Here is a 15,326-nt window from a genome sequence, read left to right on the forward strand (position 1 = left end):
GGATTAACTCTGGGTTAACCCTTCGTTAACTTCCATTCAAAACTAGCTAAACTCACCACCACCATCATTTCCAAAACAAAATAAATTTCACATAGAATCGTAGTTTGGCCTAAATTCATAACCAGATAAAACATAGTGAAAGCGCAGTATAAAAAATTGGCGATCGCAACTACTCGTAAATAAAATTTCCACTGAAAAGGATTTAAAACGCAACATAACAAAGAATAAACGGCATATACAAAAGGTAAAATTGATAAAGTATACAATGTGTTTATTGGCATTCCGAGTAAATCCACATACAAAGGAAGGACGAGAGAAAGTAATACTCCCGAAAGGATGGCACCTAGACCATCGATTAAAAAAATATACTTTGGATTGTTTTTTAAAAACTGAATTTGTGAATTCATAAATTGATTTATTTTTCCTTTGGGCACATCGAATCTGATGTGATACCAGAACCCAATCTTATAACGACCGGGCTCTACGCTTCAATCTTTCCAATATGATGTTTGTATCGATCACTTTTCTATTTAGGAAAGGATTTTCGCTTCGATCCCTTGTGCGGGACTTTACCCTTTACTCACAAATCGTTTCCAAGACAAATCCACATCCATCTTAGAAATGTTTTCTTTTTTCCTGGAAATTCGAAATTCGTGATCCTTCCAAACAATCATGGTTTCTTCCGTCGGGCAACTGGCTTCCCCACAACTCACTTCTAAAATTTCAAGTTCCGTTTCTTTGGGTATATTGGTATAATCCTGTAACCAAGTGGCAAGTTTGGAATGGAAAGAAAACCCATCACCTAGCGTTCCTTTGGCGACAGATTTCCACCCATGGTTGTGGTTGTTTTGAATGAAACTCAACTGAACCCTCCGTCTCTCTCAAGTCTTACACTGACTCTTTAAGACTTAGACTTACGAGAAGGATCATAGTTGAGAATCGGTGACAACCAACGTTCCACTTCTGAAATTTCCATTTCTTTATCTTTAGAGTAATTCACTACTTGGTCTTCGTTGATTTTTCCAATGGCAAAATAACGAGATTCCGGATGTGAGAAATAATACCCGCTCACACTACTTGCCGGCCACATTGCACAGGATTCGGTGAGTTGGATGCCTGCATTTTTTTCCACATCCAATAGTTTCCAAATTTTCTTTTTTTCCGTATGGTCAGGGCAAGCGGGATAACCAGGAGCCGGACGAATCCCACGATACTTTTCTCGGATCATATCTTCTCTGGAAAGATTTTCAGTCCTTCCAAATCCCCATTCTTCCCGCATTCTATGGTGCATATACTCGGCAAACGCTTCTGCAAATCGGTCAGCCAGTGCTTTTACCAAAATGGCATTGTAATCATCTTGTTTGGATTCGTAAGTTCTAGCCAATTCTTCGATTCCATGACCGGCCGTTACGGCAAAATATCCAATATAATCGTTTTTCTTTTTATCTTCGGGAGCAATAAAATCCGCCAAACTATAGTTTGGTTGGCTTGTCATTTTTACCGTTTGTTGACGTAACATCGGATACTTTCCCAAAGACTTGGTTTTAGAATCATCTTCGAAAATTTCCACAACTTCCCCATGAGAAACAGCAGGGAACATTCCTACAACCGCCCTCGGTTTGAGATTTGGATTTTCCAACATCTCTTTTAAGATGATTTGGGCATCATTAAAAAGAGATGTGGCTTCTTTTCCTATCACTGGGTCTTTGAGGATTTGAGGGTATCGGCCTTTTAATTCCCAAGCCAAAAAGAAAGGAGACCAGTCAATATAAGAGAGTAAATCCTTCAAACTCACGTCGTCAATTTTTTGTACTCCCGTAAAACTTGGCTTTGGTGGAGTATAAGAATCCCAATCGGCAGAAAATTTGTTTTTAATTGCATCTTCAATTGGTAAAATATTTCTTTCGTTTTCTCTGGAATAAAATTCTTCACGAATTCGTGATTGTTCTTCTACTACCTGTTTTGCATAATCCACTGCTGTTTGTGGATTGAGAGCACTGTTCATCACGTTCACAACACGAGACGCATCCATAACATGAAGGACAGGTTTGGAATACTGCTCGGCAATTTTCACTGCCGTATGTGCGGGGGAAGTTGTGGCCCCACCAATGAGAAGAGGTACTTGGAATCCTTGGCGTTCCATCTCTTTGGCCACATACACCATTTCATCAAGCGACGGTGTGATAAGACCCGATAGACCAATGGCCGCCACATTTTCTTTTTTTGCAGTTTCTAAAATTTTTTCACAAGGAACCATCACTCCGAGATCAATCACCTCATAGTTGTTACATGCCAATACCACCCCAACGATATTTTTTCCAATATCGTGGACATCTCCCTTTACAGTAGCGATAAGGAATTTGGCTTGTTTACTTTCGTCTTTTTGGTTCCGCTTTTCTTCCTCCATAAAAGGAAGTAAGTAAGCCACGGCTTTTTTCATTACCCGTGCACTTTTTACTACTTGGGGAAGGAACATCTTTCCGGCACCAAATAGTTCCCCTACCACTTTCATTCCATTCATGAGTGGCCCTTCGATCACTTCAAGAGGTCTTGCAAAACTAGTACGAGCTTCTTCTGTATCTTGGGTGACGAATTCATCAATCCCTTTGACAAGAGCATGCGTTAGGCGTTCTTCCACAGAACCACTCCTCCACACATCATCTTTCTTTTGGACTTTGGCTTCTCCATGGAAACTTGCCGCGGCCTCAATCATCCGTTCTGTGGCATCTGGTCTACGGTTGAGAATGACATCTTCCACAAGTTCCAAAAGATCTTTTGGGATCTGTTCATAAACTTCTAACATCCCTGCATTGACAATGGCCATGTCCATACCTGCTTGGATGGCGTGGTATAAAAATACCGAATGCATGGCTTCACGAACTGGATTGTTTCCGCGAAAGGAAAAAGAAATATTACTGAGACCACCAGATACTTTCGCACCAGGACAAACTTTTTTAATCTCACGAGTGGCTTCGATAAAATCCATCGCATAATTATTATGTTCTTCGATTCCTGTGGCAACAGTGAGAATGTTTGGATCAAAGATAATATCCGTTGGATCAAAATCTAATTTTTCGACAAGTAGGTCATAAGCCCGTTTACAAATGCGAACCTTATCATCTTTAGTTGCCGCCTGCCCTTGTTCGTCGAAGGCCATTACGATCGCTGCCGCTCCAAACCTTTGGATGGTGCGCGCATGGTCTAAAAATACCTCTTCCCCTTCTTTCAAAGAGATTGAGTTGACAATAGGTTTTCCTTGGATGCATTTCAAACCCGCAAGTAATACCGACCATTTGGAAGAATCCACCATAAACGGAACCCGTGCAATGTCAGGTTCCCCTGCAATTAAGTTCAAAAACTTTGTCATAGAGGCCTCTCCATCTAGGAGTGCTTCATCAAAGTTGATATCAATAACGTTAGCACCAGCTTGGACTTGTTGTAAGGCAACTTGCACGGCTTCTTCAAAATTTCCATCTAAGATGAGTTTTTTGAATTTAGGAGATCCAGTGACGTTGTTTCTTTCTCCCACATTGATGAACCCTTGTTCTTTGGTCAGTTTCAAAGGTTCAAGTCCTGCAAACGTACTGAGTTTGGGTTGTTCCTTTAAAGGACGAGGAGCGATGGAAGCCACTGCTTCTTTGGCTGCACGAATGTGTGCAGGAGTTGTCCCACAACAACCACCAACGATATTTAAGAAACCTGCTTCTGCAAAATTTTTCATCCAACCACCAAACTCTTCTGGAGTTTGGTCATACCCACCGAAGGCATTCGGAAGACCCGCATTCGGATAACAAGATACATAACAATCAGCCACACGAGATAGTTCCTCGATATAAGGACGCATCTCTCCTGCACCGAGCGCACAGTTAATGCCCACAGCTAGTGCTTTTGCATGTTTGATAGAAATATAAAATGCTTCCCCTGTTTGGCCAGAGAGAGTTCGACCAGAGGCATCGGTAATGGTGACAGAAAGGACAACGGGAATTCTAATTCTACGTTCTTCAAATACTTTCTCAATCGCAAAGATACATGCTTTTAAGTTTAATGTATCAATATTTGTTTCTGGTAAAAGTAAATCCACACCACCATCAAGAAGTGCCGAGACCTGTTCATAAAAACAATCCACTAACTCATCAAAGGTGACAGCACGAAATGCCGGATTATTCACATCTGGCGAAAGGGATGCTGTTTTTACTGTTGGCCCAATGGATCCTGCAATGAACACATCCGTTTTCCCTGTTTTTTCTTTGAATTTGGCCACTGCATTTTTGGCACAAGAAACCGCAGCTAAGTTTAGATCCCGAACCGCCGATTCCATTTGATAATCTGCTTGGGAAACAATATTAGAACTAAAGGTATTTGTTTCAATGATATCGGCTCCTGCCTCCAAATATTCCAAGTGGACAGACTCAATGATATCCGGGCGAGTGATGGCTAAAACATCGTTGTTCCCTTTAATGGAACAAGGCCAATCCTTAAAACGATCCCCACGAAAATCGTCTTCCTCCAAAGAATGTCTTTGGATCATGGTACCCATAGCACCATCTAAAACGAGAATCCTCTCGTTTATTAATTTTAAAAGGGATTTTGCAGAAGGATTGGTATATTCAAATTTCATATTATTATATCAGTATATAGGGAAAAGAGTATATGGCCGAAAGACCACATACTCTAAAAATCAATTATTTACTCGGATCGGAACACTTTGCACCTTTGAGAGGTGGTTTAGTGGTAACAATTACCGGGAATTTGGTTGCTTCTTTTGCATTTACTTCAATCGAAGGTTTGTGTTTTTCCGGAACATCATAGTCAGGAAAAATCGCATCAATCGGACATTCATATTGACAAGCATTACAATCAATACAAGTGTCTGGATCAATGTACAGAGTGTCCGGAGCTTCATGAAAAGCTTCTACGGGACAAACTGCTGCACAACTCGTGTATTTACAATCGACGCAAATTTCAGTTACAACATAAGCCATGAGAAACTCCATTGCCCTTCTTGAATTTTATCAAAAAGGGCGATTTTTTTAGTATCGGTAGTGGTCTGGTTTGTACGGACCTTCGAGTGGAACACTGATATAATCAGCTTGTTTTTGAGAGAGTTTTGTCAAACGAACTCCCAACTGCTCCAAATGAAGTGCCGCTACTTTTTCATCTAAATGTTTTGGAAGGCGGTAAACACCTAACTCATATTTTGTTGTGTAAAGTTCGATTTGAGCCAATACTTGGTTTGTGAAAGAACTAGACATTACAAATGATGGGTGACCAGTCGCGCATCCAAGGTTTACCAATCGACCTTCTGCAAGAACGATGATCGATCTTCCATTAGGGAAAGTGTATTTATCAACCTGTGGTTTGATTTCTTTTTTGATCACATCTTTTTCAGCATTCAAACGAGACATTTGAATTTCTGTATCAAAGTGACCAATGTTACAAAGGATTGCACCGTCTTTCATCGCTTTCATGTGTTCGAGTGAAATGATATCATCATTTCCAGTTGCAGTCACAATGATGTCTGCGTTTTCAATCACATCTTCTACACGAAGAACTTGGTATCCTTCCATAACCGCTTGAAGAGCACAAATTGGATCAATTTCAGTCACAATCACTCGTGCACCAAAGTTACGAAGAGAAGCAGCAGAACCTTTCCCTACATCCCCGTATCCACAAACAAGTGCTACTTTTCCAGCGAGCATCACGTCTGTTGCACGTTTGATTCCGTCAGCAAGTGACTCACGGCAACCGTAAAGGTTATCGAACTTAGATTTTGTTACAGAGTCATTTACGTTGATTGCAGGGATTTTCAAAGTTCCCGCTTTCAATTTTTTATGAAGTGCAATGACACCTGTAGTTGTTTCTTCAGAAACACCTTTGATGTCTGCTAGAAGTTGTGGGTATTTTTCATGAATGTAATGAGTTAGATCATGACCGTCATCAAGGATCATGTTTGGTCCTTTTCCACCGTCAAAAAATAGTGTTTGTTCAATACACCACCAGTATTCTTCTTCTGTTTCACCTTTCCAAGCAAATACAGGAATTCCTGCTTTTGCAATGGCTGCTGCTGCATGGTCTTGTGTTGAAAAAATGTTACAAGAGGACCAACGAATGTCAGCACCTAATGCAGCCAAGGTTTCAATTAAAACCGCTGTTTGGATTGTCATGTGAAGAGATCCACAAATTCTAGCACCTTTCAGTGGTTTAGAAGTTCCGAATTCTTTACGTAGAGCCATTAGGCCCGGCATTTCTTTTTCTGCCAAAATGATCTCTTCTCTTCCCCATTCTGCAAGAGAGATATCCTTCACTTTAAATGGCAATCTTTCCGATTTTGTTTCAGTTGCTGTGGACATAGTGTCCTCCTTATTCCTTTGTTGCTTTGATAGTTAAAATTTTAAAACTTGATTCTGTTTGGATCTCATTCATTGACCCGACTCTAAAACCTGCATTGGATAACCAAGACTCAAATAATTCTGGTTCAAATCCGAGCCAGAGGTCTGCAAAATTATCCCGCATAAACTCTGCATTGTGTTTTGCTAAATCTACAATACACAAAACTCCACCTGGTTTTAATACCCTTGCCACTTCTTCGAGTACAGTAGGTGGATGAGAGATATGGTGCATCACCATTGAAGCGACCACCGCATCACAAGAGTTAGTAGTTAATGGCAAATGTTCCATTGGAGTTTGGATGAGACTCACACTCGGATTTTTTCCGTAATGGGAAGATGCATTTTCAATCATCTTTGAAGAATTATCCACTCCAATCACATGTTTGGATTTATTGAGAAGAAAAGGGATAAGACCACCAGGTCCACAACCCAAATCCAAAATATTTTCACATAAGGGCAGTTCTTGTAAAATCCAAGACCTATACAGTTTGGGATGGAGAGTCTCTTCTTGTAATTTTTCCCAACTTTCGGCCACACCATCAAAGAAGGATTTGGATTTCCTTTCTCTATTTTCTAGAATTTGGTGTACCATTTTTTGATCCCTTTCTCTAGAAGGCAGATCTTCTTTGTATGATAACAATAGTTTGGTGAGCTCTAGAGGAAATTTAAGATCGGACTCTTCTTCTTCCGGAAGAAAACTATAAACCAAACTTCCTTCCCTTCGAGAAGATATGAGCCCAGCTTCCGTTAGAATTTTCAAATGGCGCGAGATCCGAGATTGTCCCATCCCGAGAATTTCCACCACTTCATTCACAGAAAATGCCCCAAAACTGAGGATATGCAGGATCCGAATCCGAGTTTCATCGGAAATGGCCTTGGAAGCAACGAGCAAGTGGCCGGAAGGCCTAGACTGCAAAAGGGTTTCTGTTGCCATAACCAAGATATCTACATATCAAGAAATCTTGATATGTAGTGTCCGGCAAGCATTTTTTGGCCTTTTTTTTCGACAAAAGGCCTAAAACGACTCCGGTTACGAGATTTTAAAGAAGTTGATCTTCCTTTTTAGAGTTTCTGCCAAATTCGCAATCCCATTGGAAGTGGCTGTCATCTCTTCGAGTCCCGCCGCTGTGCCTTGAGTAAGATCGTTGATGCTAAAGATGGCCTGGGCCACTTCCCCGATCGCATTTTTCTGTTCTTCCATAGAAAGGCGGATGGCTTGACTGATTTGGTTCACCTTATCCACTTCTTCACCGACCTTTTGGTTGATGATGAGCTGCTCACGTGTGCTTGTTTCAATGGAATCCGTCATTTCATTGAAAGAACTAACCCCTTGGATGATCCTTTGGATGAGAGAGATGGTGGTTTCGATGTTCTCCCTACCGCTTTCAATTTCCTTTTCATTGGCCTGGATGAGTTCTCCGATGTCGCCAATAGACATGGCAGTTTTTTCCGCTAACTTCCCAATTTCGTCAGCAACAACTGCAAACCCTCTTCCATAAACCCCTGCTCTTGCGGCTTCGATTGCCGCATTTAACGCAAGTAAGTTGATTTGTTCCGAGATATTATTGATGATTTCAATCACACTTCCAATTTCTTCCGAACTATTGCTGATTTTGGTAATGGAATTTCTCATGGAATCTAACGAAGTTTGGCCAGATCTTGCTTCTTCGGAAATTAAAGTCACATCTTGTGAAGCTTTTCCTACTTGCTTACCTGTAGCTTCAATCAAACTAGAAAGTTCTGCCATTTTTAGTTTCAAAAAATCAACTTTGCGAAATTGGTCTTCTGCCTGTGCATCCACGTTTTGAACGGCTGCGGAAATCTCTTCGATCGAAGCAGAGATTTCTTCGGCAGAGGCTGCTTGTGTTTGTGCATTAGAAGATAACATATTCAGTGAAGCTGACATTTGTTCTGCGGAAGATGCCAAATCTTCTGAAAAAATTTGGTTGGATCCCACGACTTCAGAAATTTGTTTTAAAGTGGCATTGAGACCACGAGCCAGTCTTGCAAATTCATCGGAAGATTCCAATTTTGCATTGTGACGAAGGTCACCGATTTCGATATCTTGCAGAATTTTCCCAATGGTTTTCATCGGCCTGAATCTTGCTGTAAAAAGTGAATATATGGAGATTGCTATAAAAATAGCCCCTACCAAACTAATGATTGTTAGCCCTCTTAATGCGGATATACTTTCCACTTCTATTTCTTTTAAATCAATTGTGGAAAAAAATTGGAGACCATATTTTTCACTTACTTTTCTTCGGAGTAAAAAAGTAGATCCTTCCCAAGGATTGCGAAAAGAATCAGATTCCCCAGCATTTTTTGCAAGTTCCTCAAATTCTGAATTTTTGAAACTATGCATTAAATATTTTGGATTGGGATGATAAACCATATTAGATTGTTTATCCAAAAGAAAGGAATAACCAGTAGTTCCAATTTTTACATTTTTTAGGAAGGATTCCATTGCCTTCCCTACTAAAAATGGCATCCCGGCCATCCCGATGACAGTCCCGTTTGCATTTTTTACAGGGCTTGTGACCATAATCACAATACTTCCGTTAATCGGAGATTTCACAGCCACACCCACATGAATTTTTCCTTCTTTGGCTGCTTGAATATTTTCTAAAACTTCCTGATTGGCACCAAGAGAATAACCCACACTTGCACCACCCGGTAGGCCCGAGGCAACAATGGGAATTCCTTCATCAAAGGATGCGATAAATGCATTTTCCAATAACAATTGCGAATCTTCTAAAACTTTGGAAAGAGTAGGTTCTGCCAGTTTGTATTGTTTAGTTTCGAGAGCTGTTTTTATGACGGGTAATTCCACCAAAGCTTTTAAATTGTTTTCAAGAGATTCAAAATAAACATGAATCCCTGCTTCATTACTTTGGTTAAAGTTGTACAATTGGTTTGAGAATGCTTTTTCTAGAGATTTTGCATTTGTATTAAAGGCAAAAATCAAAAGGAAAATAGAAAGTATCATCACCATAATAGAAAACATAATAGGAACTGTGTTTCTTAAGTTTCTATAGTAAGGTGTGATTCGTTCTTTTAAATCTACTTGGAGGATTTCATCTTCCAAAACCAAATGGGATGCCTTTTCCAAAAAAACAAACGAAAAGATTACATTGAGTAGGGCTGTTAGAATTAAGATACAAATTATATAAAAGGAATCCGACTTACTGGTCTCCGGAAGATACATCATGGGGCCAACCACAATCGGAAAAGCCAATAGCCACTGGATACTTCCCGTGACAGCACCAACCACTGGCATTTTTGCAATTAAGTCCCAAACAGCTACATAGGTTTCTGGTTTTTTTTCCGTTTGTGATTCTAACTCAATTAACCCGTGTTTAATGGCATTTAGTTTTTTAGGAAAAATAAACGCAGGTAAAATGAGACTGATCAGACCTGCCGCGATAGCAGAACCAATAAAGGTTTTGATTTGAGTCGGACTTAAATCGACATAAAACAGAATGAGAGAAATTCCAATTGGAACCACGACTCCCAAGGAGAAAACTTGGGAAGCCAGAGTGAAGGCGCGGGAGTATCTTTTGTATAAATTCATTGCAACTTAGACCTAATACGAAGGGTAAATTCAGCGATTCGTACGGCAAGGTTTTATGGATTTCCCCGAAGATTTCCTAAAAGGAGACTTTGACTCCCAAGTTGGCAGAATAGAGATCCTTTCCTCCATACAAACCTTCGGCAATGACCTTTACTAAGAAGATATCCAGTTCCAAACCAACAATCCCGTATCCAATCCCTCTTTTGGAATGGGACTCACCAGAGGCACGAAACCCAAGAGTGGCATTCGGATTTTGGGCCAGGAGTTCTTTATCTAAAGCGGCTTGGTATTCTCTGGGGAGTTCCAAAGGAAGTGTGTCATTCAATGTGACGAGGAATGGTCCCCGTCTTGATAGAGAAGCAGAATTACTTCCTGAATTCCAGCTATAACCCCCTCCCACAATCACATTCGCAATCCAGAATACTCCGATTCCAGTACGTAAGTCTACATTTGTAGTCTGAACCTTGGTATTAAAAACAAAATTGGTATCCCCACCCCACTTTCCTTTCACACCTTGGAATTCAATTTGAGCAGCTTTCCCTTCTAGGTAACTAAGACTCATGTTTTGTTCCATTACATGATGTCCAACTCCCACATTGATTCCATTCCAAGTGATGAGGTTCATTAAAAAACCTTCTTTTTCAACCAATTGGTAACGCAACATACCACCATACGAGCGTACGGCGATACGACCTTCATAGTTTTTATTATTGGAAGCAGCTTGGATTTGGTCTTGGGAAACCGCAACATTCATACCGTGGAGGAAAATTCCAAACCTACGGAGAAAACTTTCATCAGAGGCTCCAATCAACCATCCAGGATTGATGTCCAAGTGGAAGGAAGGAATCACAGCTCCACCTACGTTAGGAAGTTTTGGATATTTGATATAATTGTCTTGGATTTGGATGTCATCTTTTTTGTATCCGGCAGCAGAGGCACTGACACCAAATTGGATCCGACGTACGGTTCCTGTTCCAATATTACTTGCTCCCACATTGGCAAGAAAACCAGCTTCTAAATTGGTTTTGAGTACTTCGTTTAAGTAGCCCGTTTCAAACTTTTTAAGGGAACCATTCCCCGCTTCAGTGAGTGGAGCTGGTAAAAAACTACAAGCCGATCCTTCACATGTAAATTGTGCATACAGTTCCGATTGGGACAGACTTGTGACAAATACGAGTAGAAGTAGCAGATTTCGCAAATTCATATAGATCCTTAATTCTCTACCTGGTTTCAACAATTGGAAAGAAAAATTCTCTCTCAAACAGACACTTCTTTTGCTTTTTTTGCCGTACTAATCCAAAAAACACCCGTGAGTACGAATAAAGTACCAATGCTATGTAGTAAAGTAATGGGTTCATCCAGTAATAAGTAAGCAAGGAAAAGAGTCGACATTGGTCCGACAGAACCCACTATAGCAGCTGTTTTGCTGCCAACTCGTTTGATTCCCTCGGAAACAAAAACAGCAGGAACCACAGTGTTGACTGTCCCCATAACAAATGCCAAAACATAAAATGACAATGGTTGGATGAGTTCCTTAGAAGTTCCAAAAATCGCAAAATGAATGAACACTGCAAAGGATGAGATGATGAGTGCCCAGGCTGTAAATTTTCTTGCACCTAACTTTGGGATAATGGAACCACTTCCCATCAAATAAATAGCATAAGTCAGTGCCGATAATAAAATAAAAAAAGCACCTAAACTTACATCCTTAGCAGATCCCAATTGGACATCCTGTCCATAGGCTAAAAAAACACCTGTATAAGTTAAGATAAGAGAAAATACTTCTCTTGTATGGATTTTTTTCTTTAAGAATAAAAAAGAAAGAAGAACAACAATCGTGGGATAAATAAATAGAATGATTCGTTCGAGACCAGCGCTGATGTATTTGAGTCCTAAAAAGTCAAATAAACTGGCAAGGTAATAACCTACCACTCCCATAAAGATAACATTAAAGATATCTTTTTTAGTGAGAGAAGTTTTACCTTCTTCCTTTTCTGCTTTCCAAGCCATCCAAACCAAAAAAGGAAATGCAAATACCATTCGGAAAAAAAGTGACCCAATGGCAGAAATTTCATACCGATAAGTCAACTTAACAATTACGGCTTTCGCGCTAAATAAAAGGGCTCCGATAAGAACTAAAACCACACCTTTCCATTCTGTATTTGTATTTTCTTTCACTTTAGCCTATCCTGAAATCATAAGGAAATCCCGATAGTTTTATTGAATGAAACTAACTTTGATTTTGGGAGTATTTCTGGTTTTTGGTTTTGCCCTTCTCGCGGAGGTTACAGAAGAAATTTCGAAACCCTTACTCCGAGTTTTCCCCACCTTCCGACCGGAAGAATGTGAAGACTGGGCCATTCGCCCTTTCATTTGTAAAAGATGTTTATGGGAAGGAAAACGGTATGCGCAGGAAATTCGTTTTTATGAAGACGGGCCTTACCGAACACACGGCTGTTACAAGGAACCTGGGGGATTTGAAAGTTTAGAAGAGGAATCAAAAACCGGGAAAACTAGTTCCCGGTAGGATTTTAAAAAAAATTATTTTTTTACACAACCCATAATGCCAGCAAAACCTGGAGCATTTTTCAAACAGTTTGGATCAAATTTTCCTTCCATACACTGATCGATCATTTTTTGTTTACCTTGTTGCAATCCTGCGAGAACTGGTGCTGCTGCTGGATTCTTTTTAGCTTCTTCTTCAATTTGAGTGAATGTGCTAGCGAGAGCCGACTCACACTCTTCTTGGGTATAAACTTTGGATTTACAATTAGCCAAGAAAAGCCCGAGAGCGAGCGCCAGAATGAGGGATTTTTTCATGAAAAACTCCGATACATAGATTTCATGATAACTTCTTTTTTAGAAAGGGATTTGAAAAGAAAAAAATGATCCACCATATTGCCATCGGAACTCCGAATCCTTCCCATTTAGCCGCATTTTACCTGAAAATTCCCGGCGCAAAACAAATCCGAGAATTTCATTATCCTTCTGGGCTTTTGCGTTCCGTTTGGATCGAGTTTGGCCAGGTCATTCTTATGTTAGAAGAAGGTGAAAAAAAATCCTCTCGCGCCCTTGTTTTTGCCCTGGAAAAAAATAATCATTCAGATTGGACCCAGTTTCTATCTCAAATAGAAATCCAAAATCAAACAGAGTATACTGTTTACTTCTTAGATACGGATGGGAATTTACTCGGCCTAAGCAATTACCCGGAAAAACTCTCACTCAATTAAGAAATGAGTTGAGAAAACACCGAAGCTAAATATGGTAACAATTCACTTAGGGAAGAATATCCAAAAGAATGAACATCAAACAGAAGTTAGCTTTAGGCACATCAGTCATTACACTGTTTTCATTAGGAATCATCCTCACCCTCATCTCTTATGTCATATATCATAATGCCAAAGAAAATGCTCTGGAAAATATCTCTGTCCTTGCTGATAAAATCTCTCTTGATGTTGGTGATTATCTTTCTGCTCCCTTAAACGAAGCCTATCTTCTGAAACAAATTTTACAAGAGCCAAATCTATTAGATAGAGACAGAATTTTTAAGATTTTGAATGTAATGACTGCTTCCAACGAATCTATCTTAGGAACTTATGTTGTTTTTGAACCGAATGCTTTCGATGGGAAAGACTCTAACTATCGTAATGCGAATTTTCATGATAATACGGGAAGACTCATTCCCTATTCAGTAAAATCCAATGGAAAAATCATCATTGAACCAGTGGTAGGTTCAGATCTTCCTGAATCGGATTTTTACCAACTCCCCAAAAAAAACAAAAAGGTAGAACTCATTCCTCCTTTTGATTATAAAGTGGATGGTAAAGAAGTCACTATGATTTCTCTCGTTTATCCAGTACTTAGAAACCAAAGTTTTGTGGGCATTGCCGGCGCCGACCTTTCCTTAGAAACCATCCGAACCTACCTTCAAAATTTAAAAATCCTAGAGGGAGCAGTAAAAATTACCCTCGTAGCAAGTAATGGGTATGTACTTTTTAATGGCCTAACACCGGAAACCAAAGATGTACATTGGCAGGACAAAGATGATCCTTATGTGAATTTGGCGATGACTTCCCGCCAAAGGCAAAATTATTCCGACTCTGACTACTTTCATGTGAGTTTGCCCATTCATCTTGTGGAAAATACAGCTCCTTGGACACTCCGAGTTTCCTATCCACAAGAAAAGATCACAAACGAAATCCAATTTATCTTTTGGATTGCTTTAGGCCTTGGAGTCACAGGAATTCTTTTTTCTACTCTAGCCAATATCATTATCTTTCGGAAACTAGTGGATAGTAGACTTCAAACATTGATTGCATTTACGAAAGATGCAGCGAGTGGAAACCTCTCTAAAGAAATCAATGACAACCAGAAAGATGAAATTGGAAATTTAGTGGAAGCTGTAATCGCAATGATTGCAAACATTCGCCATATCTTAAGTGTTGCACAAACATCCGGGACAGAATTGACAGAAACTTCGAAATTTATGGAGAACACAATCATCGAACTTTCTGACTTAGCACAAAGCCAAGCTGCCTCTTCCGAAGAAGCCAGCGCCACTGTAGAAGAACTGAATGCTTCCTCCGAAACCATCAATTCCAATGTGGTACAAGCTGTAGACAATTCTAAATCCATTCACAATTCCTTATTATCCATCCAATCACTTGTACAAAACATAACAACAGAAGTGGAATCCTTTGGACAAATTGCTGTCCTTGCCAATAAAAAAGCAGAAGAAGGACGGAATATGGCAGGACTTACTTCGAAAGCCATTGAAGAAATCCAAGAAAAGTCACTGGCGATCACTGAATTTTCAGAGGTAATTTCGAATATATCCGAAAAAACCAGCTTACTTGCGTTAAATGCCGCGATTGAAGCCGCACGCGCTGGGGAATCAGGGCGTGGATTTGCTGTGGTGGCAGAAGAAATTTCTAAACTCGCCGCACAAGCAGCGGAGTCGGTTTCACAAATTAATACCCTATCAGAAGAGGCATTGGATTCCATTCAAAACGGAGGAACACAAGTCACAAATCTCATTGATCTTTTACGAGAAATCATCAAAGAAGTTTCTGTTATTTTTGAAAAAGCAAAAGAGATAGTCCCACTCATCCAAGATCAAAAAACAAAAACAGATCAAATTTACGAGGAAATTGAAGAAATTACAAGTCTTGTAGAATCCATCCAACAATCGACGGAAGAACAAAAAAGAGCCACATTTGAACTATCAAATATGACAATTAACATTTCCAACGGTTCACAAATCCTCTCGGAACAATCAGAAACCATGTCAGCCAACTCTCTTCGCATGACAGGAATTAGTTCCAAGATTTCTGATGTTCTGTTAAAATTCAACTTGTAGGCAACTT

Annotated in this window: 13 protein-coding genes; 3 read left to right on the plus strand and 10 right to left on the minus strand. The window is 39.9% G+C overall.

Translation table 11 applies throughout. The features are described 5' to 3' along the window. Positions 1–14: 14 nt before the first annotated feature. The 9 genes from EHQ24_RS07815 to EHQ24_RS07855 all read right to left on the minus strand — a co-directional run bounded on the left by EHQ24_RS07815 (position 15) and on the right by EHQ24_RS07855 (position 12,138). The gene (locus EHQ24_RS07815; protein WP_135601106.1) at positions 15–407 is read right to left on the minus strand and encodes a hypothetical protein; all 393 of its coding nucleotides are present in this window, start codon (positions 405–407) and stop codon (positions 15–17) included. 162 nt (positions 408–569) lie between these two features. After that, entirely contained in the window at positions 570–863 is a 294-nt protein-coding gene (locus tag EHQ24_RS07820) for a hypothetical protein (protein ID WP_135601107.1), read from the minus strand. 38 nt (positions 864–901) lie between these two features. After that, positions 902–4,618: a methionine synthase gene (gene metH, locus EHQ24_RS07825; protein WP_135601108.1), complete on the minus strand. Its 3,717-nt coding sequence runs from the start codon at positions 4,616–4,618 to the stop codon at positions 902–904. Positions 4,619–4,682: 64 nt separating this feature from the next. Next, entirely contained in the window at positions 4,683–4,982 is a 300-nt protein-coding gene (locus tag EHQ24_RS07830; RefSeq protein WP_100745059.1) for a ferredoxin family protein, read from the minus strand. Between the two features lie 48 nt (positions 4,983–5,030). Further along, positions 5,031–6,350, minus strand: coding sequence for an adenosylhomocysteinase (ahcY, locus tag EHQ24_RS07835; protein ID WP_135601109.1), 1,320 nt, complete (start codon positions 6,348–6,350; stop codon positions 5,031–5,033). 10 nt (positions 6,351–6,360) lie between these two features. Continuing rightward, positions 6,361–7,323 (minus strand): ArsR/SmtB family transcription factor, encoded by a 963-nt coding sequence (locus EHQ24_RS07840; protein ID WP_135601110.1) that lies wholly within the window; start codon positions 7,321–7,323, stop codon positions 6,361–6,363. A 96-nt stretch (positions 7,324–7,419) separates the two neighbouring features. Then, complete coding sequence (locus tag EHQ24_RS07845) at positions 7,420–9,960, minus strand: methyl-accepting chemotaxis protein (protein ID WP_135601111.1); 2,541 nt, start codon at positions 9,958–9,960, stop codon at positions 7,420–7,422. A 76-nt stretch (positions 9,961–10,036) separates the two neighbouring features. Next, the gene (locus EHQ24_RS07850) at positions 10,037–11,164 is read right to left on the minus strand and encodes an Lsa36 family surface (lipo)protein (RefSeq protein ID WP_135601112.1); all 1,128 of its coding nucleotides are present in this window, start codon (positions 11,162–11,164) and stop codon (positions 10,037–10,039) included. A gap of 53 nt (positions 11,165–11,217) precedes the next feature. Further along, positions 11,218–12,138, minus strand: a complete 921-nt coding sequence (locus tag EHQ24_RS07855) for a DMT family transporter (RefSeq protein ID WP_135601113.1) — start codon at positions 12,136–12,138, stop codon at positions 11,218–11,220. A gap of 46 nt (positions 12,139–12,184) precedes the next feature. On the opposite strand from EHQ24_RS07855, the gene EHQ24_RS07860 reads away from it, so the two are divergent. Beyond that, positions 12,185–12,487, plus strand: coding sequence for a hypothetical protein (locus EHQ24_RS07860; protein ID WP_135601114.1), 303 nt, complete (start codon positions 12,185–12,187; stop codon positions 12,485–12,487). A 14-nt stretch (positions 12,488–12,501) separates the two neighbouring features. On the opposite strand, the gene EHQ24_RS07865 is transcribed toward EHQ24_RS07860, so the two are convergent. Then, on the minus strand, positions 12,502–12,780 hold the full coding sequence (locus EHQ24_RS07865) for a TIGR04454 family lipoprotein (RefSeq protein ID WP_002975661.1): 279 nt from the start codon (positions 12,778–12,780) through the stop codon (positions 12,502–12,504). A 65-nt stretch (positions 12,781–12,845) separates the two neighbouring features. Between EHQ24_RS07865 and EHQ24_RS07870 the strand changes: the two genes are divergently transcribed. Together EHQ24_RS07870 and EHQ24_RS07875 are read left to right on the plus strand one after the other, a co-directional pair. Beyond that, positions 12,846–13,190, plus strand: coding sequence for a VOC family protein (locus tag EHQ24_RS07870; protein ID WP_135601115.1), 345 nt, complete (start codon positions 12,846–12,848; stop codon positions 13,188–13,190). 68 nt (positions 13,191–13,258) lie between these two features. Then, positions 13,259–15,319 (plus strand): methyl-accepting chemotaxis protein, encoded by a 2,061-nt coding sequence (locus EHQ24_RS07875; RefSeq protein WP_135601116.1) that lies wholly within the window; start codon positions 13,259–13,261, stop codon positions 15,317–15,319. Positions 15,320–15,326 lie beyond the last annotated feature (7 nt).

Source organism: Leptospira noumeaensis, from assembly GCF_004770765.1.
Taxonomy (GTDB): domain Bacteria; phylum Spirochaetota; class Leptospiria; order Leptospirales; family Leptospiraceae; genus Leptospira_A; species Leptospira_A noumeaensis.

Bases quoted from the DNA above. Each gene is read 5' to 3' on its own strand.
- EHQ24_RS07815 (WP_135601106.1), bottom strand. From the start codon at position 407: ATGAATTCACAAATTCAGTTTTTAAAAAACAATCCAAAGTATATTTTT.
- EHQ24_RS07865 (WP_002975661.1), bottom strand. From the start codon at position 12,780: ATGAAAAAATCCCTCATTCTGGCGCTCGCTCTCGGGCTTTTCTTGGCT.
- EHQ24_RS07840 (WP_135601110.1), bottom strand. From the start codon at position 7,323: ATGGCAACAGAAACCCTTTTGCAGTCTAGGCCTTCCGGCCACTTGCTC.
- EHQ24_RS07875 (WP_135601116.1), top strand. From the start codon at position 13,259: ATGAACATCAAACAGAAGTTAGCTTTAGGCACATCAGTCATTACACTG.
- EHQ24_RS07870 (WP_135601115.1), top strand. From the start codon at position 12,846: ATGATCCACCATATTGCCATCGGAACTCCGAATCCTTCCCATTTAGCC.
- metH (WP_135601108.1), bottom strand. From the start codon at position 4,618: ATGAAATTTGAATATACCAATCCTTCTGCAAAATCCCTTTTAAAATTA.
- EHQ24_RS07850 (WP_135601112.1), bottom strand. From the start codon at position 11,164: ATGAATTTGCGAAATCTGCTACTTCTACTCGTATTTGTCACAAGTCTG.
- EHQ24_RS07860 (WP_135601114.1), top strand. From the start codon at position 12,185: ATGAAACTAACTTTGATTTTGGGAGTATTTCTGGTTTTTGGTTTTGCC.
- EHQ24_RS07845 (WP_135601111.1), bottom strand. From the start codon at position 9,960: ATGAATTTATACAAAAGATACTCCCGCGCCTTCACTCTGGCTTCCCAA.
- EHQ24_RS07830 (WP_100745059.1), bottom strand. From the start codon at position 4,982: ATGGCTTATGTTGTAACTGAAATTTGCGTCGATTGTAAATACACGAGT.
- ahcY (WP_135601109.1), bottom strand. From the start codon at position 6,350: ATGTCCACAGCAACTGAAACAAAATCGGAAAGATTGCCATTTAAAGTG.